The 22,703-nt window shown below is 71.2% G+C and carries 19 protein-coding genes; 7 read left to right on the top strand and 12 right to left on the bottom strand.

Annotated elements, in window-relative coordinates:
- Positions 1-155: 155 nt before the first annotated feature.
- Positions 156-677 carry a MarR family winged helix-turn-helix transcriptional regulator gene (locus OHA11_RS10350; RefSeq protein WP_266494421.1) on the bottom strand — a complete coding sequence of 174 codons (522 nt, stop codon included), beginning with the start codon at positions 675-677 and terminating at the stop codon, positions 156-158.
- A gap of 75 nt (positions 678-752) precedes the next feature.
- On the opposite strand from OHA11_RS10350, the gene OHA11_RS10345 reads away from it, so the two are divergent.
- A complete protein-coding gene (locus tag OHA11_RS10345; protein ID WP_266494418.1) occupies positions 753-1,622 on the top strand; it encodes an alpha/beta fold hydrolase in 870 nt (289 codons plus the stop codon).
- 62 nt (positions 1,623-1,684) lie between these two features.
- Complete coding sequence (locus OHA11_RS10340) at positions 1,685-2,602, top strand: NAD(P)-dependent oxidoreductase (protein WP_266494415.1); 918 nt, start codon at positions 1,685-1,687, stop codon at positions 2,600-2,602.
- Between the two features lie 201 nt (positions 2,603-2,803).
- Here the strand turns inward: OHA11_RS10340 and OHA11_RS10335 are convergent, their stop codons facing one another.
- From OHA11_RS10335 to OHA11_RS10320, 4 genes are all read right to left on the bottom strand, one after another.
- On the bottom strand, positions 2,804-4,939 hold the full coding sequence (locus OHA11_RS10335; protein ID WP_266494412.1) for a 3-hydroxyacyl-CoA dehydrogenase NAD-binding domain-containing protein: 2,136 nt from the start codon (positions 4,937-4,939) through the stop codon (positions 2,804-2,806).
- Positions 4,936-6,162: an acetyl-CoA C-acyltransferase gene (locus OHA11_RS10330; protein WP_266494409.1), complete on the bottom strand. Its 1,227-nt coding sequence runs from the start codon at positions 6,160-6,162 to the stop codon at positions 4,936-4,938. Before OHA11_RS10330 ends, OHA11_RS10335 begins: the two co-directional genes overlap by 4 nt.
- 282 nt (positions 6,163-6,444) lie before the next feature.
- Positions 6,445-7,737: a ribonuclease D gene (locus tag OHA11_RS10325; protein WP_266494407.1), complete on the bottom strand. Its 1,293-nt coding sequence runs from the start codon at positions 7,735-7,737 to the stop codon at positions 6,445-6,447.
- Between the two features lie 182 nt (positions 7,738-7,919).
- Positions 7,920-8,582, bottom strand: coding sequence for a response regulator transcription factor (locus OHA11_RS10320; protein WP_055616736.1), 663 nt, complete (start codon positions 8,580-8,582; stop codon positions 7,920-7,922).
- A 424-nt stretch (positions 8,583-9,006) separates the two neighbouring features.
- Between OHA11_RS10320 and OHA11_RS10315 the strand changes: the two genes are divergently transcribed.
- Together OHA11_RS10315 and hemE are read left to right on the top strand one after the other, a co-directional pair.
- Positions 9,007-9,675 carry a DUF3000 domain-containing protein gene (locus OHA11_RS10315; protein ID WP_266494400.1) on the top strand — a complete coding sequence of 223 codons (669 nt, stop codon included), beginning with the start codon at positions 9,007-9,009 and terminating at the stop codon, positions 9,673-9,675.
- An 82-nt stretch (positions 9,676-9,757) separates the two neighbouring features.
- Positions 9,758-10,825 carry a uroporphyrinogen decarboxylase gene (hemE, locus tag OHA11_RS10310; RefSeq protein WP_266494398.1) on the top strand — a complete coding sequence of 356 codons (1,068 nt, stop codon included), beginning with the start codon at positions 9,758-9,760 and terminating at the stop codon, positions 10,823-10,825.
- Between the two features lies 1 nt (position 10,826).
- Here the strand turns inward: hemE and OHA11_RS10305 are convergent, their stop codons facing one another.
- Entirely contained in the window at positions 10,827-11,645 is an 819-nt protein-coding gene (locus tag OHA11_RS10305; RefSeq protein WP_266494396.1) for a rhomboid family intramembrane serine protease, read from the bottom strand.
- 104 nt (positions 11,646-11,749) lie between these two features.
- On the opposite strand from OHA11_RS10305, the gene OHA11_RS10300 reads away from it, so the two are divergent.
- Complete coding sequence (locus OHA11_RS10300) at positions 11,750-12,115, top strand: hypothetical protein (RefSeq protein ID WP_266494393.1); 366 nt, start codon at positions 11,750-11,752, stop codon at positions 12,113-12,115.
- 155 nt (positions 12,116-12,270) lie between these two features.
- Here the strand turns inward: OHA11_RS10300 and OHA11_RS10295 are convergent, their stop codons facing one another.
- Positions 12,271-13,671, bottom strand: a complete 1,401-nt coding sequence (locus OHA11_RS10295) for an FAD-dependent oxidoreductase (protein WP_266494391.1) — start codon at positions 13,669-13,671, stop codon at positions 12,271-12,273.
- Between the two features lie 80 nt (positions 13,672-13,751).
- Entirely contained in the window at positions 13,752-14,747 is a 996-nt protein-coding gene (locus tag OHA11_RS10290) for a DUF4349 domain-containing protein (RefSeq protein WP_266494388.1), read from the bottom strand.
- A gap of 182 nt (positions 14,748-14,929) precedes the next feature.
- Here OHA11_RS10290 and hemG point away from each other — a divergent pair, with 182 nt between their 5' ends.
- Together hemG and hemQ are read left to right on the top strand one after the other, a co-directional pair.
- Positions 14,930-16,435: a protoporphyrinogen oxidase gene (gene hemG, locus OHA11_RS10285; RefSeq protein WP_266494385.1), complete on the top strand. Its 1,506-nt coding sequence runs from the start codon at positions 14,930-14,932 to the stop codon at positions 16,433-16,435.
- A 4-nt stretch (positions 16,436-16,439) separates the two neighbouring features.
- Positions 16,440-17,177: a hydrogen peroxide-dependent heme synthase gene (hemQ, locus tag OHA11_RS10280; protein ID WP_266494383.1), complete on the top strand. Its 738-nt coding sequence runs from the start codon at positions 16,440-16,442 to the stop codon at positions 17,175-17,177.
- Positions 17,178-17,323: 146 nt separating this feature from the next.
- Here hemQ and OHA11_RS10275 read toward each other — a convergent pair whose 3' ends face one another.
- The 4 genes from OHA11_RS10275 to OHA11_RS10260 all read right to left on the bottom strand — a co-directional run bounded on the left by OHA11_RS10275 (position 17,324) and on the right by OHA11_RS10260 (position 22,565).
- Positions 17,324-18,898: an alpha/beta hydrolase gene (locus OHA11_RS10275; protein WP_266494380.1), complete on the bottom strand. Its 1,575-nt coding sequence runs from the start codon at positions 18,896-18,898 to the stop codon at positions 17,324-17,326.
- Between the two features lie 129 nt (positions 18,899-19,027).
- Positions 19,028-19,801: a TIGR04222 domain-containing membrane protein gene (locus tag OHA11_RS10270; protein WP_266494377.1), complete on the bottom strand. Its 774-nt coding sequence runs from the start codon at positions 19,799-19,801 to the stop codon at positions 19,028-19,030.
- Positions 19,802-19,904: 103 nt separating this feature from the next.
- A complete protein-coding gene (locus OHA11_RS10265) occupies positions 19,905-20,750 on the bottom strand; it encodes a DUF4142 domain-containing protein (RefSeq protein WP_266494375.1) in 846 nt (281 codons plus the stop codon).
- A gap of 399 nt (positions 20,751-21,149) precedes the next feature.
- Positions 21,150-22,565: a DUF692 domain-containing protein gene (locus OHA11_RS10260; RefSeq protein ID WP_266494372.1), complete on the bottom strand. Its 1,416-nt coding sequence runs from the start codon at positions 22,563-22,565 to the stop codon at positions 21,150-21,152.
- Between the last annotated feature and the right edge of the window lie 138 nt (positions 22,566-22,703).

The raw sequence follows: 22,703 nt of genomic DNA, 5'->3' as shown, positions 1-22,703 counted from the left end.
GAGGCGAGCGTCAGGAGAGGCCCGGACGCTGACCGCCTTGCGCGCGGTCGCCTTGCTCGGCTTCGTGGCGGTCGCGGTCCGCTCCCGCACGCTTGCGGCTCGATCCGGCGGAGGGTCCGAAACCGGCTCTGTCGTCGGCCGTCGGCATGGCGCGGCTACCGGGGGAGGCCGGAGGACTGCTGTCGGTGCGGGCCCTCGGCGAGTTTGGCCAGTGTTTCGGCGATGCCCGGCAGGAGCTCGGCCGGGATGTGGTCGAGGACCCGGCGCCGGGCGCTGGCGAGGTGGGCGGGCTGAGCCGCGTGCATGGCCCGTAGCCCGGTATCGGTGAGGACGGCTTCACTGCCGCGTGCGTCCAGGCCGTGGCGTTCCTTGCGCACCATGTCGTGGCGGGACAGGCCTTCGATGATGCGTGTGATGCGCGGCGGGGTGACGCCGGAGGCCGCCGCGAGTGCGGACATGCGCATGCGGCGGTCGGGCGCCTCGCTCAGCAGCAACAGGACGGCGAACTCGGTCATGGTCACGCCAGTGCGAGCCATGTCCTGCTCCAGAGCGCGCGGCAGGGAGTGCACAAGACGTCCCAGGCTCTGCCACAGCAGAAGCTCGTCGGCGGTCAGTGGATCACTGGCGGGAGTGGTGTCGGTGGCCGTGGCGGTGGCGTCAGTGGCAGTGGGCTCCATGCGACCACTGTATTTGACTAGTTAAGCAAGCAGTGCTGTGATGCTTGCTTAACTAATTAAGTATGAGGTGGTCATATGTCTCCCCGAGCACCCGCACCGGACGGATTCGAGCACGCTGTCGCCGATGTCGGCGGGGTCCGGCTCCACTACGTGACCGGCGGATCCGGCCCCGCCCTGGTCCTCATCCACGGCTGGCCCTTCAGCTGGATCGAGTGGCGGGCGCTGATGCCATTGCTCGCGGCACGGGGCTTCACGGTCATCGCGCCCGACCTACGAGGATCCGGCGACTCACAGATCCCGGCCGACCACTGGACCAAGCGCGAGGAGGCCGAGGACCTCCACCGCCTGCTGAGGCACCTGGGCCACGACCGGGCCTTCGTGGTCGGCACCGACATCGGCGCGATGACCGCTCACGCCTGGGCCCAGAGCCATCCCGACGACGTGGTCCGGCTGGTGCTCAGCGAGGCGTTTCTGCCCGGCTACGGCCTGGAGGAGCACATGAACCCCGCCACCGGCGGCTCGTGGCACTTCGGCTTCCACGCCCAGAGCGGCCTGGCCGCCATGCTCACCGCCGGCAAGGAGGAGCAGTACCTCTCCGGCTTCTGGTCGATGATGACCGGCGGCGGCATCACCGCCACCGACCGCGCCGACCTGCTGCGCACCCACACCCGCCCCGACGCGATGCGTGGCGGCTTCGAGCACTACGCCACCCTCGTCCAGGACGGGCAGACAGCCCGCGCCGGCGACCGCCTGGCCATGCCCGTCCTCGTCCTGAACGGCGAACACGGCCTGCCCCAGGACGTGTTGCTGGAAGGCGCCCGCGCCGCCGCGACCGACGTGCGTCACGACACCGTCCCTGGAGCCGCGCACACCTTCGCGGCCGACAACCCCGCCTGGACGGCCGACCGGCTCGCCCGCTTCTTCACCACCACTCCCGCCACCTGAACCCCGTCACCTCGCCTGTGCCGCCCGACGCGCGGCACGACACAGCACACGGAGCACTCCTCATGCAGATCCTCGTCATCGGCGCCACCGGCTACGCGGGCCGCCGAGTCTCAGCCGCTCTGTCCCGCGCCGGACACACCGTCCTGGGCCTGGCCCGCGACACGTCCGCCCCCGCGGCCCGTGCTCTCACCGTGGACGAAGTCACCCCCGTCGAGGGCGACTTCACCAAGCCGGACACCTGGCGCGACCACCTCGACGGCACCGACGCGGTCGTCCACCTGCTGCTGGACATGAGCGACCCCGTCGGCGGCGACCAGCGCCTGTTCGCCGAACTGCTCGCCGCCCAGGAGCGCGACGGCCGCCACCGCCACCTCGTCTTCACCACCGGCATCTCCTCCTACGGCCGCACCGGCCTGCCCCTCATGGACGAGAACACCCCCGGCAACCCCGAGAGCCCCATCGGCTTCCGCTTCGCGCTGGAGAAGGAGCTGGCCGCCTCCGGCCTCGCCCACACCGTGGTCCGTCCCGGGTTCATGTACGGAGGCCCCGCGAGCACCTCCATGACCGGTCAGTGGTTCGCCGCCGCCGTGGCGGGCAGCCCCGTCTTCTACGGCGACACCGCCAAGCGCTGGAGCTGGGTCCACGTCGACGACCTCGCCGACGCCTACGTTCGCATCCTCGACAACCCCGCCGCTGTCGACGGGGAGACCTTCGTCATCGCCGACGACCAGCGGCTGACCGCCCTGGACACGCAGCGGAGCGCCGTACGGGCCGCCGGCCACACCGGCGAGATAGCCCTGGCGAGCGCCGAGGCAGGCGGCATGATGCAACTGGCCGCCGACCAGGACGAGTTGGTCACCAGCGCCAAGGCCCACCGCCTCCTGGGCTGGACCCCGCGCCACACGTCCTTCACCGATGCCCCCACTCGCCACTACCGCGCCTGGAAGGCCGCCCAGCCCGCCGCACGGGCTAGCAGTTAGCCCCTCCGGCGTTTGAGGAGCGGGGGTTCGGGGGCGGAGCCCCCGAGGCAGGGACGATGGGGGTCCCCCCGCTCGAGCGGAGCCGAGAGTGGGGGAGGGTAGGGACGGCGGGGGCGAGAAACGTCCCGTCCGACACGAACGCCGAGTGCCCCCGCACACCCAGTCGGTGTGCGGGGGCACTCGCGCAACCCGGTGGAACGCCTACGCCGGGACGGAAGCCACACCCGGCTCCAGGAACGGCTTGTCGTTCACGCGCGCGGAGACACCCTCACGGTCCAGGTACGGCGTGATGCCGCCCAGGTGGAAGGGCCAGCCGGCGCCCGTGATCAGGCAGAGGTCGATGTCCTGCGCCTCGGCGACGACACCCTCGTCGAGCATCAGCCCGATCTCCTGCGCCACCGCGTCGAGCACCCGCGCCCGCACCTGCTCCTCGGTCAGCACGACATCGCCCTGCTTGAGCAGTGCGGCGACCTCGGGGTCGAGCTCCGGCTTCGCAGGATTCTCGGCGGAGTACACGTAGAAGCCGCGCTTGCCCGCCTTGACGACCGCCGCGAGGTTCGGGGAGACCGTGAAGCGGTCAGGGAAGGCCCGGTTCAACGTCTCCGAGACGTGCAGACCGATCGCGGGACCGACCAGCTCAAGGAGGACGAGAGGAGACATCGGCAGACCCAGCGGCTCCACCGCCTTCTCCGCGACCTCGACCGACGTACCCTCGTCGATGACGTTCTGGATCTCGCCCATGAAGCGGGTGAGGATGCGGTTCACGACGAACGCCGGAGCGTCCTTCACGAGAACCGCGGTCTTCTTCAGCTTCTTGGCGACGGCGAAGGCCGTGGCCAGCGACGCGTCGTCCGTCGCCTCGCCCCGCACGATCTCCAGGAGCGGCAGGATCGCGACCGGGTTGAAGAAGTGGAAGCCGACGACCCGCTCGGGGTTCTTCAGCTTCGACGCCATCTCCGACACCGAGAGCGAGGAGGTGTTCGTCGCGAGGATCGCGTGCGCCGGGGCGACCGCCTCGACCTCCGCGAACACCTGCTGCTTGACGCCGATCTCCTCGAAGACGGCCTCGATGACGAAGTCGGCGTCGGAGAAACCCTCCGCCTTGTCCAGCACACCGGTGACCAGGGCCTTCAGGCGGTTGGCCTTGTCCTGGTTGATACGGGACTTCAGCAGCAGCTTGTCGATCTCGGCGTGGACGTAGCCCACACCCTTGTCGACGCGCTCCTGGTCGATGTCGGTCAGCACGACCGGTACTTCGAGGCGGCGCAGGAAGAGCAGGGCGAGCTGCGAGGCCATCAGGCCCGCGCCCACGACGCCCACCTTGGTGACCGGACGGGCCAGCGACTTGTCAGGGGCGCCCGCCGGGCGCTTGCCGCGCTTCTGCACCAGGTTGAACGCGTAGATACCGGCGCGCAGTTCGCCACCCATGATCAGGTCGGCGAGGGCCACGTCCTCGGCGTCGTAACCCTGCTGCAGGTCACCGTTCTTCGCCGCGGCGATGATGTCCAGCGCGCGGTACGCGGCCGGGGCCGCCCCGTGCACCTTGCTGTCCGCGATGAAACGGCCCTTGGCGACGGCCTGGTCCCAGGCTTCACCGCGGTCGATCGCCGGACGCTCGACCAAGACGTCGCCCTTGAGGACCTGAGCGGTCCAGATCAGCGACTGCTCCAGGAAGTCCGCGCCCTCGAAGAGGGCGTCGGCGATGCCCAGGTCGAAGACCTGCTGGCCCTTGAGCTGCTTGTTCTGGTTGAGCGAGTTCTCGATGATCACGCTCACCGCACGCTCGGCACCGATGAGGTTCGGGAGCAGCGTGCAGCCGCCCCAGCCCGGGACCAGGCCCAGGAAGACCTCGGGGAGCGAGAAGGCGGGCAGGGCCTTGGAGACGGTCCGGTAGGTGCAGTGCAGACCGACCTCGACGCCGCCGCCCATGGCCGCACCGTTGTAGTACGCGAAGGTCGGGACCGCGAGGGCCGCGAGACGCTTGAAGACCTCGTGACCGCCCTTGCCGATGGCCAGCGCGTCCGTGTGGTCCTTCAGGAGCTCTACGCCCTTGAGGTCCGCGCCGACCGCGAAGATGAACGGCTTGCCGGTGACACCGACGCCGACGATCTCGTCGGCCGAGGCCTCCTTCTCGACCTGGTCGATGGCGGTGTTCAGGTTCGCCAGCGAGGCCGGTCCGAAGGTGGTCGGCTTGGTGTGGTCGAAGCCGTTGTCCAGCGTGACGAGCGCGAAGCGCCCGGCGCCGAACGGCAGGTCGAGGTGGCGTACGTGCGCCGACGTCACGACCTCGTCGGGGAACAGCTCGGCCGCGCCCTTCAGGAGTTCAGTGGTACTCACTTGTCGCCTCCGGCGTCCTTGTGGTGCGGGTTCTCCCAGATCACCGTGGCGCCCATGCCGAAGCCGACGCACATGGTGGTGAGGCCGTAACGGACCTCCGGCTGCTCCTCGAACTGGCGGGCCAGCTGCGTCATCAGCCGGACGCCGGAGGAGGCCAGCGGGTGGCCGTACGCGATGGCGCCGCCGTACTGGTTGACGCGCGCGTCGTCGTCGGCGATGCCGTAGTGGTCGAGGAACGCGAGGACCTGGACGGCGAAGGCCTCGTTGATCTCGAAGAGGTTGATGTCCTCGATCGACAGGCCCGCCTTGGCGAGGGCCTTCTCGGTCGCCGGGATCGGGCCGTAGCCCATCACCTCGGGCTCGACACCCGCGAAGGAGTACGAGACCAGGCGCATCCTGACCGGCAGGTCGTTCTCGCGCGCGAAGTCCTCGGACGCGATGATCGACGCGGTGGCGCCGTCGTTCAGACCGGCGGCGTTACCGGCGGTGACCCGGCCGTGCACGCGGAACGGCGTCTTGAGCCCGGCGAGGTTCTCCAGGGTGGTCCCCGGGCGCATCGGCTCGTCGGCGGTGACCAGGCCCCAGCCGGTCTCACCGACCTCCGCGTTGGTGTTGCGCACCGAGATCGGCACCAGGTCCTGCTGGATCTTGCCGTTGGCGTACGCCTTGGCGGCCTTCTCCTGCGAGCGCACGGCGTACTCGTCGGCGCGCTGCTTGGTGATGTGCGGGTAGCGGTCGTGCAGGTTCTCGGCGGTCATGCCCATGAACAGGGCGGACTCGTCGACCAGCTTGTCGCTGACGAAGCGCGGGTTCGGGTCCACGCCCTCGCCCATGGGGTGGCGGCCCATGTGCTCGACACCGCCGGCGATGACGGCGTCGTACGCGCCGAAGGCGATGGAGCCCGCGGTGGTCGTGACCGCGGTGAGGGCACCGGCACACATGCGGTCGATCGAGTAACCGGGCACGGACTGCGGCAGCCCGGCCAGGATTCCGGCCGTGCGGCCCAGCGTCAGGCCCTGGTCGCCGATCTGCGTGGTCGCGGCGATGGCGACCTCGTCGATCTTCTTCGGGTCGAGACCGGGGTTGCGGCGCAGCAGCTCCCGGATCGCCTTCACGACGAGGTCGTCGGCGCGGGTCTCGTGGTAGATGCCCTTCGGGCCCGCCTTGCCGAACGGGGTGCGGACGCCGTCGACGAAGACGACGTCCCTGACGGTACGAGGCACGATGGCTCTCCTCCAGATGCGGGATGGCACTGCTGCGCGACACACACGCCCTGAGCGCGCGCTCACCTCCCATGCTACTTACGGGTAACCACCCTGCCCACCCCCAGAGCGGGGAGCGGCGAAGGTCACACGGCTTTCCATGGATCAGACGCCGACACAGGCGCCCTGTAGGGGCGCGGGGCTGTGACAATGTGCGGCTCCGCCGCGTGGGCGCGACAAACCCCCACCGAACCAGCAGCCGCCATGAGCCCGCACAACTCACGGCGACTGGGCCACCTTCATTCACTCCTTGGTCTTGGCCTTGGCCTCGGCGGTCAGCGCCACCACCAGCACCGGCGCAACCTGCTCCACCTGCCAGGGCCGAGCCCCGTGTGAGGCAAGCGCGGCGGCCACGGACTCGGCATCCGCGGGAGCCGGAGGCTCCCAGCACACGCGCCGAACCGTGTCCGGAGTGATCAGGTTCTCCTGAGGCATGTTCAGCGTCTCCGCCAGCGCGGAGACCGCGGCCCGCGCCGCCGACAGCCGCGCCGCGGCCACCGGGTCCTTCTCCGCCCAGGCCCGCGGCGGCGGAGGCCCGGTCACCGGCTGCCCCGGCTGGGGCAGCTCGGCATCCGGCAGTTCCTTCGCGCGATCGACGGCGGCCTGCCACTGCTCCAGCTGGCGCCGCCCCATCCGATGCCCGAAACCGTTCAGCGCGGCGAGCGCGTGCACGTTGGCCGGAAGTGAGAGGGCGGCTTCCACGATGGCCGCGTCCCCCAGGACCTTGCCCGGCGAGATGTCCCGGCGCTGCGCCACCTTGTCCCGGGTCTCCCACAGCTCCCGTACGACCGCCATCTGCCGGCGGCGGCGCACCTTGTGCATGCCGGAGGTGCGGCGCCACGGGTCCTTGCGGGGCTCCGGCGGGGGCGCCGAGGCGATCGCGTCGAACTCCTGGCGGGCCCACTCCAGCTTGCCCTGCCGGTCGAGCACCTTCTCCAGCGCGTCCCGCAGATCGACGAGCAGCTCCACGTCGAGCGCGGCGTAACGCAGCCACGGCTCGGGCAGCGGACGGGTCGACCAGTCGACCGCGGAGTGCCCCTTCTCCAGTACGAAGCCGAGGACGCCCTCGACCATCGCGCCGAGGCCGACCCGCGGGAACCCGGCGAGCCGTCCGGCCAGCTCGGTGTCGAACAGGAGGCTCGGGACCATGCCTATCTCCCGCAGACACGGCAGATCCTGGGTGGCCGCGTGCAGTACCCACTCCACCCCCGACAGTGCCTCGCCGAGGCCGGACAGGTCGGGGCAGGCGACGGGATCGATGAGCGCGGTGCCCGCGCCCTCGCGGCGCAGCTGGACCAGATACGCGCGCTGGCCGTAGCGATATCCGGAGGCTCGCTCGGCGTCCACGGCGACGGGGCCGCTGCCGGCCTCGAACGCGGCGATCACCTCGGCGAGGGAGGCCTCGTCGGCGATTACCGGCGGAATTCCGTCGCGGGGCTCCAGCAAGGGGATCGGCGCCGATTCGACGTCGTCCGGAGGAGCGCCTCCGGTGGTTCGCAGTGAACTGTCTGCTGCGGTCTCTTGGGCGTCGGTCACGTGTCAAGCGTATCTGTGTATCGACGACGCCCGTCGACGGAACGTTCCGTCGACGGGCGTCCGAGGGTCGTAAACCAGTCAGGTCAGTGAATCGTGAATCAAGGGGCGATCCCGGTTCATCCGGTTCATATGGAGCGCGTGGTTCCGTTGCGTGGTCGGGGGAGAGGAGCTGCCGACCGTGGTCAGTGGATGATTCCCGTGCGCAGGGCGACCGCGACCATGCCGGCGCGGTCGCCCGTGCCGAGCTTGCGGGCGATGCGGGCGAGGTGGCTCTTGACGGTCAGCGCGGACAGGCCCATCGAGACGCCGATGGCCTTGTTCGACTGGCCCTCCGCCACCAGCCGGAGCACCTCGACCTCACGGCCGGACAGCTCGCGGTAGCCGCCCGGGTGGCTCGGGGACCCCGGGGGGCGGCGGTGCATACGGGCGGCGGCCGAGCCGATCGGGGCGGCGCCCGGTCGGGTGGGCAGCCCCAGGTTCGTACGGGTGCCGGTGACGACGTAGCCCTTGACGCCGCCCGCGAGGGCGTTGCGTACGGCGCCGATGTCGTCGGCGGCGGAGAGGGCCAGGCCGTTCGGCCAGCCCGCGGCCCGGGTTTCGGACAGGAGCGTGAGGCCGGAGCCGTCGGGGAGATGGACGTCTGCGACACAGATGTCGCGGGGGTTGCCGATGCGGGGACGAGCCTCCGCGACGGACGAGGCCTCGATCACGTCGCGAACACCGAGCGCCCACAGGTGGCGGGTGACGGTGGAGCGCACACGGGGATCGGCCACGACCACCATCGCGGTCGGCTTGTTCGGGCGGTAGGCGACCAGGCTTGCGGGCTGCTCGAGGAGAACGGACACCAGGCCTCCTGGGGTGGGGGACGGGGACCGGCTGTGGGGATGGAGCCGGGACGAACCGTGCTTTCAAGGTCACAGAGGTCTTCGGCATCAAACCCGTCCGCCTTTAGAGAATGATCACGATTTGGTGAGTAACAATGCGTGCAATTCGGACGGGCGATCGATCATCCGAAGATCGAAACGAGTTCGCTCCGCTTCGATACGCGGCTGAAAGTGGCCGTATCGACAAAGGGCTACGAGCGTTTGGCCACACGCCCACGCGCCCCGGAGGCGGACCAAGCCCTCAAAACCCCAAGGAGCCGGAGGCGGACCAAGGCCTCAAAACCCCAGAAGTAGTGCCGTGTTCGCACGGCGTGATCCGGACAGTGGTCCCGCGCACGGGTGTCTCTCCCTGCGCGGAGGCTCCGTTCCCCTTAATCTTCCCCGCATGGCTGCGGCTCAGGGACGACTGTCGGACGGCGCTGGCGGGATGGACGACTCGAAGGAGGGGGAGCGGGATGCGATGGAGGCGGCCCCGCTGCCTTTCCGGGCCGCCGTCGACGCGTTGGGAGCCGCACGGCTGCGGCCGCAGATCGAGATCGACCCGACGAAACCGCCGAAGCGACTCGCCCCCTTCGCCTACGCACTGGAGGCCACGGTCGTCGACGACGACGAGGATCTGGCCGACGGCCGACTCGTCCTGCTCCACGACCCGGCCGGGCACGACGCCTGGCAGGGCTCGTTCCGCCTGGTGACCCTGGTCCGCGCGGAGCTGGAGCCCGAGATGGCCGCCGACCCGCTGCTCCCCGAGGTCTGCTGGTCCTGGCTGACCGGCGCGCTCCAGGCCCGCGGCCTCTCCTACGGCGAACCCAGCGGCACGGTCACCCGGGCCGGCTCCCACTACTTCGGCGGCCTCGCGGACCGCCCGCCGAACTCCCAGATCGAGATCCGCGCCTCCTGGACACCCCGCGAAGGCCTGGGCGGTGTGCCCGACACGGCCTCCCACCTGGCCTCCTGGTGCGACCTCCTGGCCCAGATCGCCGGCCTGCCCCCGGCCGCCCCGGGCGACGCCTCCGTCGTCAGCCTCCCGCAGCGCCGGGGCCCGCAGTCCCGCTGACCCGAACCGGGGTGCGCGCACCGGCTCCTGGCGCGGCCGTACCCGGGACGGGGGGCCGTGCGGCCGTGGGAGACTTTTCGGCGTGAGCGCCATTGACCGCCCCAAGGGCCAGCAGCCGACAGCGACGTACGACTCCACCTTCCTCAAGGCGTGCCGGCGCGAGCCCGTGCCGCACACGCCCGTGTGGTTCATGCGGCAGGCCGGGCGGTCACTGCCCGAGTATCTGAAAGTGCGCGAGGGCATCCCCATGCTGGAGTCCTGCATGCGCCCCGAACTGGTCACCGAGATCACGCTCCAGCCGGTACGGCGGCACGACGTGGACGCGGCGATCTACTTCAGCGACATCGTCGTACCCCTGAAGGCCATCGGTGTCGACCTCGACATCAAGCCCGGTGTGGGTCCGGTCGTCGCCAAGCCGATCCGCTCCCGCGCCGACCTCGCCCAGCTGCGCGAGCTGACGCCCGACGACGTCTCGTACGTCACCGAGGCGATCGGGCTGCTCACCCGCGAACTCGGCCCGACACCCCTCATCGGCTTCGCCGGCGCGCCCTTCACGCTCGCCAGCTACCTCGTGGAGGGCGGCCCGTCCCGCAACCACGAGCACACCAAGGCGCTCATGTACGGCGACCCGCAGCTGTGGGCCGACCTGCTCGACCGGCTCGCGGACATCACGGCGGCCTTCCTCAAGGTGCAGATCGAGGCGGGGGCCAGTGCCGTCCAGCTCTTCGACTCCTGGGTCGGCGCGCTCGCACCCGCCGACTACCGGCGGTCCGTGATGCCCGCCTCGACGAAGGTGTTCAAGGCCGTCGAGGAGTACGGCGTGCCGCGCATCCACTTCGGGGTCGGCACCGGTGAGCTGCTCGGGCTGATGGGCGAGGCCGGTGCGGATGTCGTCGGAGTCGACTGGCGCGTCCCGCTCGACGAGGCCGCCCGGCGGGTCGGGCCCGGCAAGGCGCTCCAGGGCAACCTCGACCCTGCCGTGCTCTTCGCCCCGACCGAGGCCGTCGAGGAGAAGACCCAGGAGGTCCTCGACGCCGCGGCCGGTCTGGAGGGGCACATCTTCAATCTCGGGCACGGTGTCCTGCCGTCGATGGATCCGGACGCGTTGACGCGGCTCGTCGAGTACGTCCACACGCGCACCGCGCGCTAGTTCACCACCGCGGTCGCGCGCGTCTGCCCCACAGCAGGCCGCGTGGCTCGGGTGGTGGTGGGGTGCCGGGGCGCAGGGGCCAGGCGAGGAGCATGCCTGCCAGGAAGCCGACGACGTGGGCCACGTACGCGACGGTGCCTGCCTCGGACACGCCCGTGCCGGACGAGTACACCGCCTGGAGGACGAACCAGGAGCCCAGCACCATCCAGGCGGGCAGGCGCAGCGGCAGGAAGATCAGGAACGGGACGAGGACCCAGACCCTGGCCTTCGGATAGAGCACCAGATACGCGCCCAGGACGCCCGCGATCGCGCCCGACGCGCCGATCAGCGGGTCGCCGGAGTCGGCGTTGACGAAGGCGAAGCCGTACGCCGCCGCGTAGCCGCAGGCCACGTAGAACAGCACGTAGCGGACGTGGCCGAGGCGGTCCTCGATGTTGTTGCCGAAGATCAGCAGGAACAGCATGTTGCCGAGCAGGTGCAGCCAGCTGCCGTGCAGGAACATCGCCGTGAGGACCGACAGCGGGGGCGACTTGTCGTAGCCCGGCGGGCCCACCACGCAGCCGGGGCCTCCGGATCCCACGCCCACGTCACCGGTGGGGACGACCGTCGGTGTCTGGTTGTGGATCAGCTCGCGCGGCACCGCCGCCCAGTGGTCCAGGAACGCCTGGAGATGGCACAGCTGGGCCAGACCGCTCTCACCGCCGATCGAGCCCGCCGCACCCGGAGTGGCCAGGAACACCACGAAGTTGGCGGCGATCAGCGCGTACGTCACATACGGCGTGCGCCGGACCGGATTCACGTCATGGACGGGTATGACCACGGGGAAATTCTGCCCGGGTTCGGGGGACTCTGAACAGGAGCGCGGGTGTGTGCGTATGTCTCGGCAACCGCCCGTGATCCAAGCAACTCGTGAGGAACAGGTCAATGAACGACCGAGTCACTCAGCCCCTGATCGCCACGCCGGACGGAGAGGCGGAGCTTGCCCTTGTCGTCAGGCTGCCGTGGGAGGACGTGGCCGCGCTCGGCCAGGAGGCCGGTCGGCTGGCCGCCAGTATGCAGCGGCCCGTGACGTTGGACGAGGCGGTGAGCCACCGGCTGCGGAGCCGGCAGGCGGGGTCGCATGCGCGGCCTCAGCAGGCGCCGCCGATGCCGCCGTCGTCGGCGGTGTCGCCGCCTGCGATGTCGGCGCCTGCGGTGTCCACGGTCTCGTCGCTGACGCGGTCGCCCGGGGAGCAGGCTCGGCAGGCCATAGAGAAGATCAACGGCAATGGGTCGGCTCAAGGGGCCTGAGGTGCGTTGTCTGCTGCGGGTTCGCCGTGGCTGGTCGCGCAGTTCCCCGCGCCCCTGGGGCGGCTGAGGTCGTGGCTTGGCCGACGGCCCGTCGGGGCTTGTCGCGCCCACGCGGCGGAGCCGCACATCGATACAGCCCCGCGCCCCTGATATGGCTAGGTCGTCCTTCCCCGTACCGCCGTTACCGCCTTGCGGGCCGCTACCAGGATGGGGTCCCAGACCGGGGAGAACGGTGGGGCGTAGCCGAGGTCCAGGGCTGTCATCTGTTCCACCGTCATGCAGGCGGTGAGTGCCACCGCGGCGATGTCGACGCGTTTGGCGGCGCCCTCCTGGCCGACGATCTGGACGCCGAGGAGGCGGCCGGTGCGGCGTTCGGCGAGCATCTTGACCGTCATGAGGCCGGCGCCCGGGTAGTAGCCCGCGCGGCTCGTCGACTCGATGGTGACCGTTTCGAACTGGAGGCCCGCCCGGCGGGCGTCCTTCTCGCGCAGGCCGGTGCGGGCGATCTCCAGAGCGCAGACCTTGCTGACCGCCGTGCCGACGACGCCGGGGAACGTGGCGTAACCGCCGCCGACGTTCGTGCCGATCACCTGGCCGTGCTTGTTCGCGTGGGTGCCGAGGGCGATGTGGCGTTCGCGGCCCGAGACCAGGTCGAGGACCTCGACGCAGTCGCCGCCCGCCCAGATGTTCTCGTGCCCGCGCACCCGCATCGCCAGATCGGTCAGCAGCCCGCGGTGGTCGCCCAGCGGCAGCCCCGCGCTCTCGGCGAGCGCGGTCTCGGGGCGGACACCGATGCCCAGGACCACCACGTCCGCCGGGTACTCGGCGTCCTCCGTGACGACCGCCCGGGCCCGGCCGTCCGCGCCGGTAAGGATCTTGGTGACCTCGGCGTCGTTCACCATCGTGATGCCGAGGCCCTCCATCTCCACGTGCACCAGCCGGCCCATGTCCGGGTCCAGCGTCGACATGGGTTCCTGGCCGCGGTTGACGACCGTCACCTCGTACCCGCGGTTGATCAGCGCCTCGGCCATCTCCACGCCGATGTAACCCGCGCCGATCACCACCGCGCGGCGGCCCGCCGTACGGGCCAGCGTGTCGAGGAGGGCCTGACCGTCGTCGAGGGTCTGCACGCCGTGCACCCCTGGTGCGTCGATGCCCGGCAGCGATGGCCGCATCGGGTGCGCGCCCGTCGCGAGCACGAGCTTGTCGTACGACGTCCACGCCTCGTCCCCGGACTCCAGGTCCCGGGAGCGTACGCGGCCGCCGGCGACGTCGAGTTCCGTGACCTCCGTACGCATCCGCAGGTCGATCCCGCGCGCCCGGTGCTCCTCCGGTGACCGCGCGATCAACTGGTCCCGCTCCGCGACGTCACCGCCGACCCAGTAGGGGATGCCACAGGCCGAGTAGGAGCTGAAGTGGCCCCGCTCGAACGCCACGATCTCCAGCTCGTCGAGGCCCTTCAGACGGCGTGCCTGGGACGCGGCGGACATGCCCGCCGCGTCCCCACCGACGACCACCAGGCGTTCCTTCGTACGGCTCACGGGGCTCATGTCCATACGAACACGCTACGGGGGCGCCGCATTTCGGTCCCGCGCAGACTCGCGCGGATCCGCTCGGTCCACCCAGTTCAGTCCGCTCAGTCCTGGTCGGTGCCGTCTCCCCTGACCGGCGGGGCGACCGGCAGCGGGCTCGTGCCCGTGGCCGCGCCGCCCGGGGCCGCCGCGACCGGGCGGCCCAGGGTCCGGCCGCGCAGGAAACGCATCCACAGGAGCAGCAGCAGCGCCGCGCCCACCAGGAAGGGCAGGACCGCACCGAGGGCGAGCGCGAGCCAGCGGAACATGGTGACGAACGCGTCCCAGCCGCCGCCGAGCGCGTCGGCGAACCCCGGGTCGTCGTCCGCGGCCTTCTTCACCGGCGTCTCGGACAGCGACAGGGTGATCGTGGCCAGGCTCGTACGGTCCTTCAGGGCCGCCTGCTGGGCCAGCAGCGACTCCAGGTCGGCCTGCCGGGTGCTCAACTCGCCCTCAAGGGTGACCACATCACTCAGCTTGGTCGCCTGGTCCATCAGCTCGCGGATCCGTATCACGCTGGCGCGCTGCGTCTTGATACGGCTCTCCACGTCGACGACCTGGTCCGTGACGTCCTCGGCCTTCGCCTTGCGGTCGATGAGCTTGCCCGAGCCCTCCAGCTCCGTGAGCACCTCCTCGTACTTGTCCGAAGGCACCCGGAAGACGACATGGGAGCGCTCGCGGCCCTTGGAGTCGCGGTCCGTGGTTTCGTTGCCGACCAGGCCGCCCGCGTTCTCGACCACCGTGCGGGCCTCGTCGAGGGACTTCGGCACATCCTTGACCTGCACGGTCAGGGACGCGGTGTGGATGATGTGGGCGGTCAGCTTCGGTGGCGCGGCGGCCTGCTCCTTCTTGCCGCCGCTCGCGTCGCTGTCGGCCGCGCCCGCGCCCGCCTCGTTCGCGCCCGGGGCGGCGGCCTTGTCGGCATCCGAGCTCGAGCCCCCACCGTCGGCCGCGCCCGAGCACCCCGTCAGCGCGAGGGCCGCGGCGAGGCACAGCGCCGAAATGATCTGGACGGGTCGTGCGGACCGGCGCCCGGTCGTACCACTGCCACGCGTCTGCATATCGGCTTACCCCCGAGAGTCTCGTGATGACTGACGCTTCTACGACGCCCGACCCCCGCGAGACGTTGGCCGGATCCGGTTCCGAAGAGGTCACGGTCCGGACTCGTCATGGACACCCTCACCGGCACGTTCACGGGCACCGGGGCCCGCGGGACTGTCGGTGGGTCTGGGACAGTGGAGACATGCACGCAGACACACGTACGGGCACGGGTCATGTCGTCGTCATCGGGGGCGGTATCGCCGGTCTGGCCGCCGCTCACCGGCTGGTGGACGGCGGGGTGCGCGTGACCGTCCTGGAGGCCTCGGACCGGCTCGGCGGGAAGCTGCTGCCCGGGGAGATCGCCGGGGTCCGGGTCGACCTCGGCGCCGAGTCGATGCTCGCCCGGCGGCCCGAGGCGGTGGCGCTCGCCCGCGAGGTGGGCCTCGCCGACCGGCTCCAGCCGCCCGCGACGGCGAGCGCCTCGATCTGGACGCGCGGGGCGCTGCGGCCCATGCCCAAGGGCCACGTCATGGGAGTCCCCGGCGATGCGGCAGCCCTTTCCGGAGTCCTCTCGGAGGAGGGCCTGCGCCGGATCGAGCGCGACCGCGACCTGCCGCGCACAGAGGTCGGCGACGACGTGGCGGTGGGGGAGTTCGTGGCGGAGCGCCTCGGCCGCGAGGTCGTCGACCGCCTCATCGAGCCCCTCCTCGGCGGGGTCTACGCGGGCGACGCGTACCGCATCTCGATGCGCTCGGCCGTCCCCCAGCTCTTCGAGGCGGCCCGCACCCACACGTCGCTGACGGAGGCCGTCCGCGAGATCCAGGCCAGGGCGGCGCGGAACCAGCAGGCGGGGCCGGTCTTCACCGGTATCGAGGGCGGCATCGGCGGACTCCCGCTCGCCGTCGCGGAGTCGGTGCGCGCGCGGGGCGGCGACATCGTCACGGGGGCACCGGTGACGGAGCTGCGGCGGGTCGAGGGCGGGACGGCCGGGACGGCTGAGGCGGACGGCACCGGGCCATGGCGCGTCGTCGTCGGTGGCGTCGCCGGTGGTCGCGTCCTCCAGGCCGACGCCGTCGTCGTGGCGGTGCCCGCCGGTGCCGCGGCCCAGCTGCTCGGCGCCGAGGCCCCGGCCGCCGCGGCCGAACTCGCGACCGTCGAGTACGCCTCCATGGCGCTGATCACCCTCGCCTACCGGCGTGCCGAAATCGCCCTCCCCGTAGGCAGCGGTTTTCTGGTGCCGCCTGTTGACGGGCGCACCATCAAGGCCTCGACGTTCGCCTCCCAGAAGTGGGGGTGGATCGCCGAGGAGGACCCGGACATCGTGGTCCTGCGCACGTCCGTCGGGCGGTACGGCGAGACGGAGATCCTCGGCCGGGACGACGCCGGCCTCGTCGACGTGTCACGGGACGACCTGCGCGAGGCCACCGGCCTGGCCGCCGAGCCCGTCGAGACCCGGGTGACCCGCTGGACCGACGGACTGCCCCAGTACCCGGTCGGGCACCACGCGCGCGTGGCCCGCATCCGTGAGCACATCGGCAAGCTGCCCGGCCTCGCCGTCTGCGGAGCGGCGTACGACGGCGTCGGCATCCCTGCCTGCATCGCGAGCGCCGACGCGGCCGTGGACAAGGTCACCGGCGACCGCGCCGGACTGACGGACGCGCTGATCGCGAACCCGGTGCAGAGCCTCCACGGCGGAGCGGGAGAATAGCCCCATGAGTGACGACGCCCCCACCACCGGCCCGGCCAGGACTCCGAACGCCGGCAAGAAGGCCAAGGACCTGAACGAGGTCATCCGCTACACCCTCTGGTCCGTGTTCAAACTGCGCGACGTGTTTCCCGAGGACGCCGCGCGCGCCGGGTACGCGGACGAGGTCCAGGAGCTCTTCGACCAGCTCGCCGCCAAGGACGTCACGGTCCGCGGCACGTACGACGTGTCCGGGCTGCGCGCCGACGCCGACCTCATGATCTGGTGGCACGCCGAGACCGCCGACCAGCTCCAGGAGGCGTACAACCTCTTCCGCCGTACGAAGCTGGGCCGTGCGCTGGAGCCGGTCTGGTCGAACATGGCGCTGCACCGGCCGGCGGAGTTCAACCGCTCGCACGTCCCGGCGTTCCTCGCCGACGAGACGCCGCGCGACTACATCAGCGTGTACCCCTTCGTGCGCTCCTACGACTGGTACCTGCTGCCCGACGAGGACCGCCGTCGGATGCTCGCCGACCACGGCAAGATGGCGCGCGGCTTCCCGGACGTGCGTGCCAACACGGTCGCCTCGTTCTCGCTCGGCGACTACGAGTGGATCCTCGCCTTCGAGGCGGACGAGTTGTATCGCATCGTGGACCTCATGCGGCACTTGCGGGCGTCCGAGGCGCGGATGCATGTGCGGGAAGAGGTGCCGTTCTATACCGGGCGCCGTAAGTCTGTTGCTGAGCTGGTCGCCGGGCTCGCGTAACAACTGCGCTGCCGAGCGCTCCGCGGGTGGGGTTGTCCGTCGGCTGCGGGTGCGTGGGGGCTTGTCGCGCCCACGATGGGGGTCCCCCCGCTCGAGCGAAAGCCGAGAGTGGGGGAGGAGCCGCACATCGATACAGCCCCGCGCCCCTAACGGGGCGCACCCGGACCTGGCTCCTTGTGCGGCGCGCAGGTCGCGCGTCGCGCCGGGAGCTTGCCCTCCAGCAAGTACGCGTCCAAGTACCTGTTGACGCACTCATTGGACCCGCCGCCGATGCCGTGCGAGCCCGATGCCTGCTCCGTGACCAGTACTGAATCCGAAAGGCGCCGGTGCAGCTCCAGAGCGCCGGTGTACGGCGTCGCCGCGTCCCGTTCGGCGGCCAGGATCAGTGTCGGCGGCAGCTCGCCCGGTGACGTGCGTACGTCGAGCGGCCGTTGCCGGGACAGCGGCCAGTACGCGCACGGCAGGTTCATCCAGACGTTGTCCCAGGTCTCGAACGGGGCCACGCGCGCGAGCCGCGTGTTGTCCCGGTCCCAGGTGTGCCAGGCCCGCGGCCACGGCGCGTCGTTGCACTCGATGGCGGTGTAGACCGCCTTGCCGTTCTCCCGCTCCTCCACGCCCTCCGGGTACGGCCCGGCCTGCCGGATCAGTGGCTGTGGATCGCCCTTCAGATACGCGGAGAGCGCCTGCGCGCGATGCGGCCAGTAGTCGTCGTAGTACCCGGCCTGGAGGAACGCGCTCTGGAGCTGGCCCGGCCCGACCTTGCCGCCCGCGGGCTCGGCGGCGAGCCGTGCCCGTGCCCGCTCGTAGCTGCGCAGCACCTCCTCCGGCGTGCGCCCCAGCCCGTACACCTTGTCGTGCTTGGCCATCCACGCGCGGAAGTCGGCCCAGCGGCCCTCGAAGGCGGCCGACTGGTCGAGGTTGTTCCGGTACCAGACCTTCTCCGGGTCAGGGTTCACGGCCGAGTCGAAGACCATCCGGCGTACGTGCGAGGGGAACAGCGTCGCGTACAGGGACGCGAAGTACGTGCCGTACGAGGCCCCCATGAAGGTCAGCTTCCGTTCGCCCAGGGCGGCGCGCAGGACGTCCAGGTCGCGGGCGTTGTTGAGCGAGGAGAAGTGCCGGATCTCGCGCCCCGACCGCTCGACGCAGCCGCGCGCGTACGCCTTGGCCCCGGCGATGCGCTCCTCCTTGTACGACTCCGAGGGGTACGTCGGCGACTGGGACGGGCCCTTCAGTAGCTGTTTCGGGTCCTGGCAGGAGAGCGGTGCGGAGCGGCCGACCCCGCGCGGGGCGTAGCCGACCAGGTCGTATGCCGCCGCGATGCGCTTCCACTCGGGGATCATGCCGATGAGCGGGAAGTACATGCCGGAGGCGCCGGGGCCGCCCGGGTTGAAGACGAGGGAGCCCTGCCGGGGAACCGGCCGCTTGCCGTTCTTGCCGGTGGCCTTCACCCGGCTGACGGTCAGTTTGATCTTCTTGCCTTCGGGGTGCGCGTAGTCGAGCGGCACCTCCACCGTGCCGCACTGCAGGCTGCCCGGGGTGTCCTGCTCCTGAGAGCAGTTGCCGAACCGGATGCCTTCGGCGGCGGCGCGCTGGGCGGCGACCGCCGTGCCGTGCAGCTCGGACCGGCCGAGGCGGGGCTGCGCGCTGCCCGCGGGGGAGGCGACGAGGGCGGTCAGAACCAGGGACCCGGCTGTTCCGTAGAGGGCGGCAGCTCGCATCGCTTTCCCTTCAGTGCACGGCAGCAACAAAAGGGATGTTTCGTTCGGTACTTGGCGAAGTAAAGCACCGGCCCGCCGGTGTCGGCCCAATGACCCCGATGCGCGTCCGGCGCGCGTCCCGGGCGCGCTCTAGGCGTGCGGCTCGCGGTGCGCGAAGGCCGCCCGCAGCTCCGGTTCGCCGATCGCGCGGACGCCGCGTACGGCCACAGTGGTCAGGTACGTACGGTCGTCGCTGTCGGTGTGTGCGCGGCGGGCCAGGGCGCTGAGCAGGTGCTGGCCGGCCGGGGACGCCCAGCGCGTGTAGGGGTGGACCTCGATCCGGGCGACGGCGAGGCAGCTCAGGGTGAGGATGAGGGGCAGCGTGAACCAGATGGCCACCAGCGCCCGGTTCTCCTGGGCCTGAGAAGGCATCAGCAGGGCGACGCCGCCCAGCACCAGCACGGCCGCCGCGGCGGCCCGCACCTGGCGGACGGCGCCCGCGACGGTGGTGCGGGCGCCGTCCGGCACGGCGAGGCCGGCCGCGACAAGGCCGTCGGCGAGGGCACGTACGCACTCCGCGGCGGCGGCGGTCGTACGGACCGGCGCGATCCGGGACTGCCCGTCCGGGCCTATCGCGCCCAGCACCGAACACTCCATCTCGTCCCGGCCGCGCGGGTCCACGACGGTCGCCCAGCCCGTGTGGGCGAGCAGCAGCCGGCGCTGGCGGGCCATCGACACCAGGGTCAGATCGGCGACCCGCGCGGGGCCGCCCGACAGGAACGCCGCCTCGTAGAGCGTGAGGCCGCGGCCGTGCAGCCGATCCGTCTCGTCGACGGCGGCGGCGCGGACGGAGGCCAGGCACAGACGCGTACAGGTCATGCCGGCCGCGGCCCAGGCCAGGAGCAGGAGGAGGACCCAGAACATGCGGGATTTCTATGCGAAGGAGGCCCGGGTGCGCCACAGCTTGTTCACAATTTGGACGGATCGTCTTCACCGTGTGACGTTTCGCTTCGGCGCGCTCCGGTTGCTAGGCCTTCTTGTCCTCGGACCGGTCGCTGCCCTGTGACGTCTTGGATTCCTTTGGCTCCTTGGAATCCTTCGGCTTGGCTTCCTCCGGCGGGCGGCTCGTCGCCGGGGGCGGCAGGGCGTAGGTCGGCGAAGCGGGCGGGGAGACCGGGCGGGGCGGGCTCGGGGAGTCCGTCGGGCCGGGCCGGGCGGGGGCGTTGGTGAGCGGCGGCGGGGTCGCGGCGGCCGCGGCCCGGGCCAGGGCGTCGAAGTCGACGAGGCCGGTCGCCTCCAGGACCTCGATGTGGTCCAGGACCGTGGTGTTCGCGTCGTCGGCGAGTTCGCGGACGAGCGCGTTACGGGTGTTCGCGCGGACCTGGGCGACCAGGCCGAACACCTTGCCGTGCGCCGCGCGGAGGATGTTCGCGAACTGGGTGTCGTACTCCTCGCCCCGTGCCGAGCTCAGCGTGCCGAGCCACTCCCGCTGCTGCTCGTTGGGCTGGTTGGGCAGCTGGAGGGCGAGCCGCGAGGCCACGTCGCGCACGCGCTCGTCCAGGAACGTGTGGCCCTCCACGAGGTGCTCGCCCGCCGTCCTGACGGCCTGGGTCGTGCCGCGTTCCTCGGCCTGCTGGCCGGCGGGCAGCTCCCACAGGCCCGCGAGCCGCACCTTGGTGACGAACTCGCGGTCCAGCGCGGACAGCGGGCCGAATCTCGTCGACACGGTCTCGGCGTTCAGCGTGTCCACGCCGGTGTCGGACCGGTCCGCGTACGACCAGATCGGGAAGATCAGCGCCACGAGGGTCGCCGTCAGGCCCGCGATGATGAGCCCGGTGCCGCTGAACAGTCCGCGGCTGTTGATGGATCGCATGGTGCCTCCTGTTGCGGCACCGCACGTTAGTGCGCTTCGGATGGGATCCCGAATATTACTGCCCGGTGTACTTCGAGTGAGGTACAGGTTCGGACGGCTGTGGGACGAACCTGAACGAACAGTGGTAGGAGGGGTGTTGTCGCAGGTGGTGGCCCTGTGGCGGCGGACGAACGACGGCGTGTGGGGCCCCGCGCACGACCTGCCCGCACGGAGTGCGCCGGGCGTCCGTTGGATGCGAGCCCGCGCGCCCGGCCCTCGGCGCGGCGGCTCTGAGCAGGTACGAAGCCCGCGGCCGTGGACAAACGCGGTGTCCGTGTCGTCGGGTGAGAGATGTCACGGGGTGACGAAGGCCTCGGCGCCGGGCGCCGACCGGTTCTCAGCGTCTCCCCGGGACCCTCGTCAACGCCTCAGCAGTACCCGGCGCGTGGCGCGGGCCAGCCGGGCCGCCGGGTGCTGCGACAGCGGGGCGGGGCCCGAGCGCTCCAGCCACCAGTGGCTCAACCGCCGCCGTACGTCCGCGTCTTCCAGCCGGCCGTTCAGCAGCAGATGCTCGGCGAAGTCCAGCGCGTCCCGCCGGTAGCCGTCGGTCATCGGGTGGACGTGCGCGTACGCGAGGAACGCCTTCCGGTACGCCCCCGCCAGGATCTCCGGCAGCTCCGGAGCGACCTTGGCGACGACATCGGCCCGCTTGCCCGCCAGCGCCCGGGCCTGCACCGACAGCCGGGTCCCGTCGAAGCCCTCGGGCACGGGCGTCCCGGCGACGAGTGCGGACAACAGGGCCGCCTGCGCGAGGGCGAGCCGCTGACGGGCGGGGTCGGTGGACGCTGACGGCTCCTGCGGGGCATCAGAAGTCCGCGGGGCACCGGAATCCTGCGGGGCACCGGAACTCTTCGGAGCACCGGAACTCTCCTGATCGTCAGAACTCTCCTGAACGCTGGAACCCCGCTGATCGCCGGAATCCGGTGTGCCGACGCGAGGCGGCTGCTGTGCCGCCCCCTTCTCCACCGTCTCGCGAATCACCATCAGCTCCCGCTCCAGCTCGGCCGGTGCCGGGAAGTTCTCGTCGCGCTCCAGGAGTACGCCGGGCGGGCGGACCCGGGAGGACAGGTCGGCGAGGATCGCGAGGACGGCCGGCGGCACGGCGTGGGCGTGGCTGTCGTGCCAGACACCGTCGCGCTCGAAGCCGCCGGCGACATGGACGTACGCGATGGCCTCGACGGGCAGCTCGTCCAGGGCCTTGGCGGGGTCCTCGCCTCGGTTGACGTGATTGGTGTGAAGGTTGGCCACGTCGATGAGGAGGCGTACGCCGGTGCGGTCGACCAGGTCGTACAGGAACTGTCCCTCGGTCATCTCCTCGCCCGGCCAGGAGATCAGCGCCGCGATGTTCTCCACCGCGAGCGGCACGGGCAGCGCCTCCTGGGCGATGCGGATGTTCTCGCAGAGGACGTCGAGGGCGTCCCGGGTGCGGGGGACGGGCAGCAGATGCCCGGCCTCCAGGCGTGGCGAGGCGGTGAGCGCCCCGCCCGCGCGGACGAACGCGATGTGTTCGGTGACCAGCGGGGAGCCGAGGGCCTCGGCGGTGGCCGCCAGTTCGGCGAGCTTCTCCTCGGCGGGGCGGTCGGCGCCGCCGAGCCCGAGCGACACCCCGTGCGGAACGACCGTGACACCGCGCTCGCGCAGCCGCACCAGCGACTCGGGGAGATGCCCCGGGCACACGTTCTCCGCGACGGCCTCGACCCAGTCGATGCCGGGCATGCGCTCCACGGCGTCGGCGATCTCCGGCCGCCACCCGATTCCCGTACCCAAGTGCTTCATGATCCCCCTCCTTCATCACGGCTTTACCAGGACCTGTGTGTCGTCTCCTTCGACGGACCTGTGTTCCGGCGTGACGGGGTGATGGCCCCGGGAAGCGGGGCCGAACCCATCGGCGGGGACGTTCAGAGCAACATTTGA

This window comes from Streptomyces sp. NBC_00878 (genome assembly GCF_026341515.1).
Lineage (GTDB): Bacteria > Actinomycetota > Actinomycetes > Streptomycetales > Streptomycetaceae > Streptomyces.
The sequence above is the reverse complement of the archived record's forward strand: the minus strand, read 5'-3'. Positions and strand labels throughout refer to the sequence as shown.

What these genes read in the sequence shown, in the direction of transcription:
- OHA11_RS10290 (WP_266494388.1), bottom strand. Translation starts at nt 14,747, where the DNA reads ATGCAGACGCGTGGCAGTGGTACGACCGGGCGCCGGTCCGCACGACCC.
- OHA11_RS10300 (WP_266494393.1), top strand. Translation starts at nt 11,750, where the DNA reads ATGAACGACCGAGTCACTCAGCCCCTGATCGCCACGCCGGACGGAGAG.
- OHA11_RS10265 (WP_266494375.1), bottom strand. Translation starts at nt 20,750, where the DNA reads ATGCGATCCATCAACAGCCGCGGACTGTTCAGCGGCACCGGGCTCATC.
- hemQ (WP_266494383.1), top strand. Translation starts at nt 16,440, where the DNA reads ATGAGTGACGACGCCCCCACCACCGGCCCGGCCAGGACTCCGAACGCC.
- OHA11_RS10295 (WP_266494391.1), bottom strand. Translation starts at nt 13,671, where the DNA reads ATGGACATGAGCCCCGTGAGCCGTACGAAGGAACGCCTGGTGGTCGTC.
- OHA11_RS10270 (WP_266494377.1), bottom strand. Translation starts at nt 19,801, where the DNA reads ATGTTCTGGGTCCTCCTCCTGCTCCTGGCCTGGGCCGCGGCCGGCATG.
- OHA11_RS10260 (WP_266494372.1), bottom strand. Translation starts at nt 22,565, where the DNA reads ATGAAGCACTTGGGTACGGGAATCGGGTGGCGGCCGGAGATCGCCGAC.
- OHA11_RS10315 (WP_266494400.1), top strand. Translation starts at nt 9,007, where the DNA reads ATGGCTGCGGCTCAGGGACGACTGTCGGACGGCGCTGGCGGGATGGAC.
- OHA11_RS10340 (WP_266494415.1), top strand. Translation starts at nt 1,685, where the DNA reads ATGCAGATCCTCGTCATCGGCGCCACCGGCTACGCGGGCCGCCGAGTC.
- OHA11_RS10275 (WP_266494380.1), bottom strand. Translation starts at nt 18,898, where the DNA reads ATGCGAGCTGCCGCCCTCTACGGAACAGCCGGGTCCCTGGTTCTGACC.
- hemG (WP_266494385.1), top strand. Translation starts at nt 14,930, where the DNA reads ATGCACGCAGACACACGTACGGGCACGGGTCATGTCGTCGTCATCGGG.
- OHA11_RS10345 (WP_266494418.1), top strand. Translation starts at nt 753, where the DNA reads ATGTCTCCCCGAGCACCCGCACCGGACGGATTCGAGCACGCTGTCGCC.
- OHA11_RS10350 (WP_266494421.1), bottom strand. Translation starts at nt 677, where the DNA reads ATGGAGCCCACTGCCACTGACGCCACCGCCACGGCCACCGACACCACT.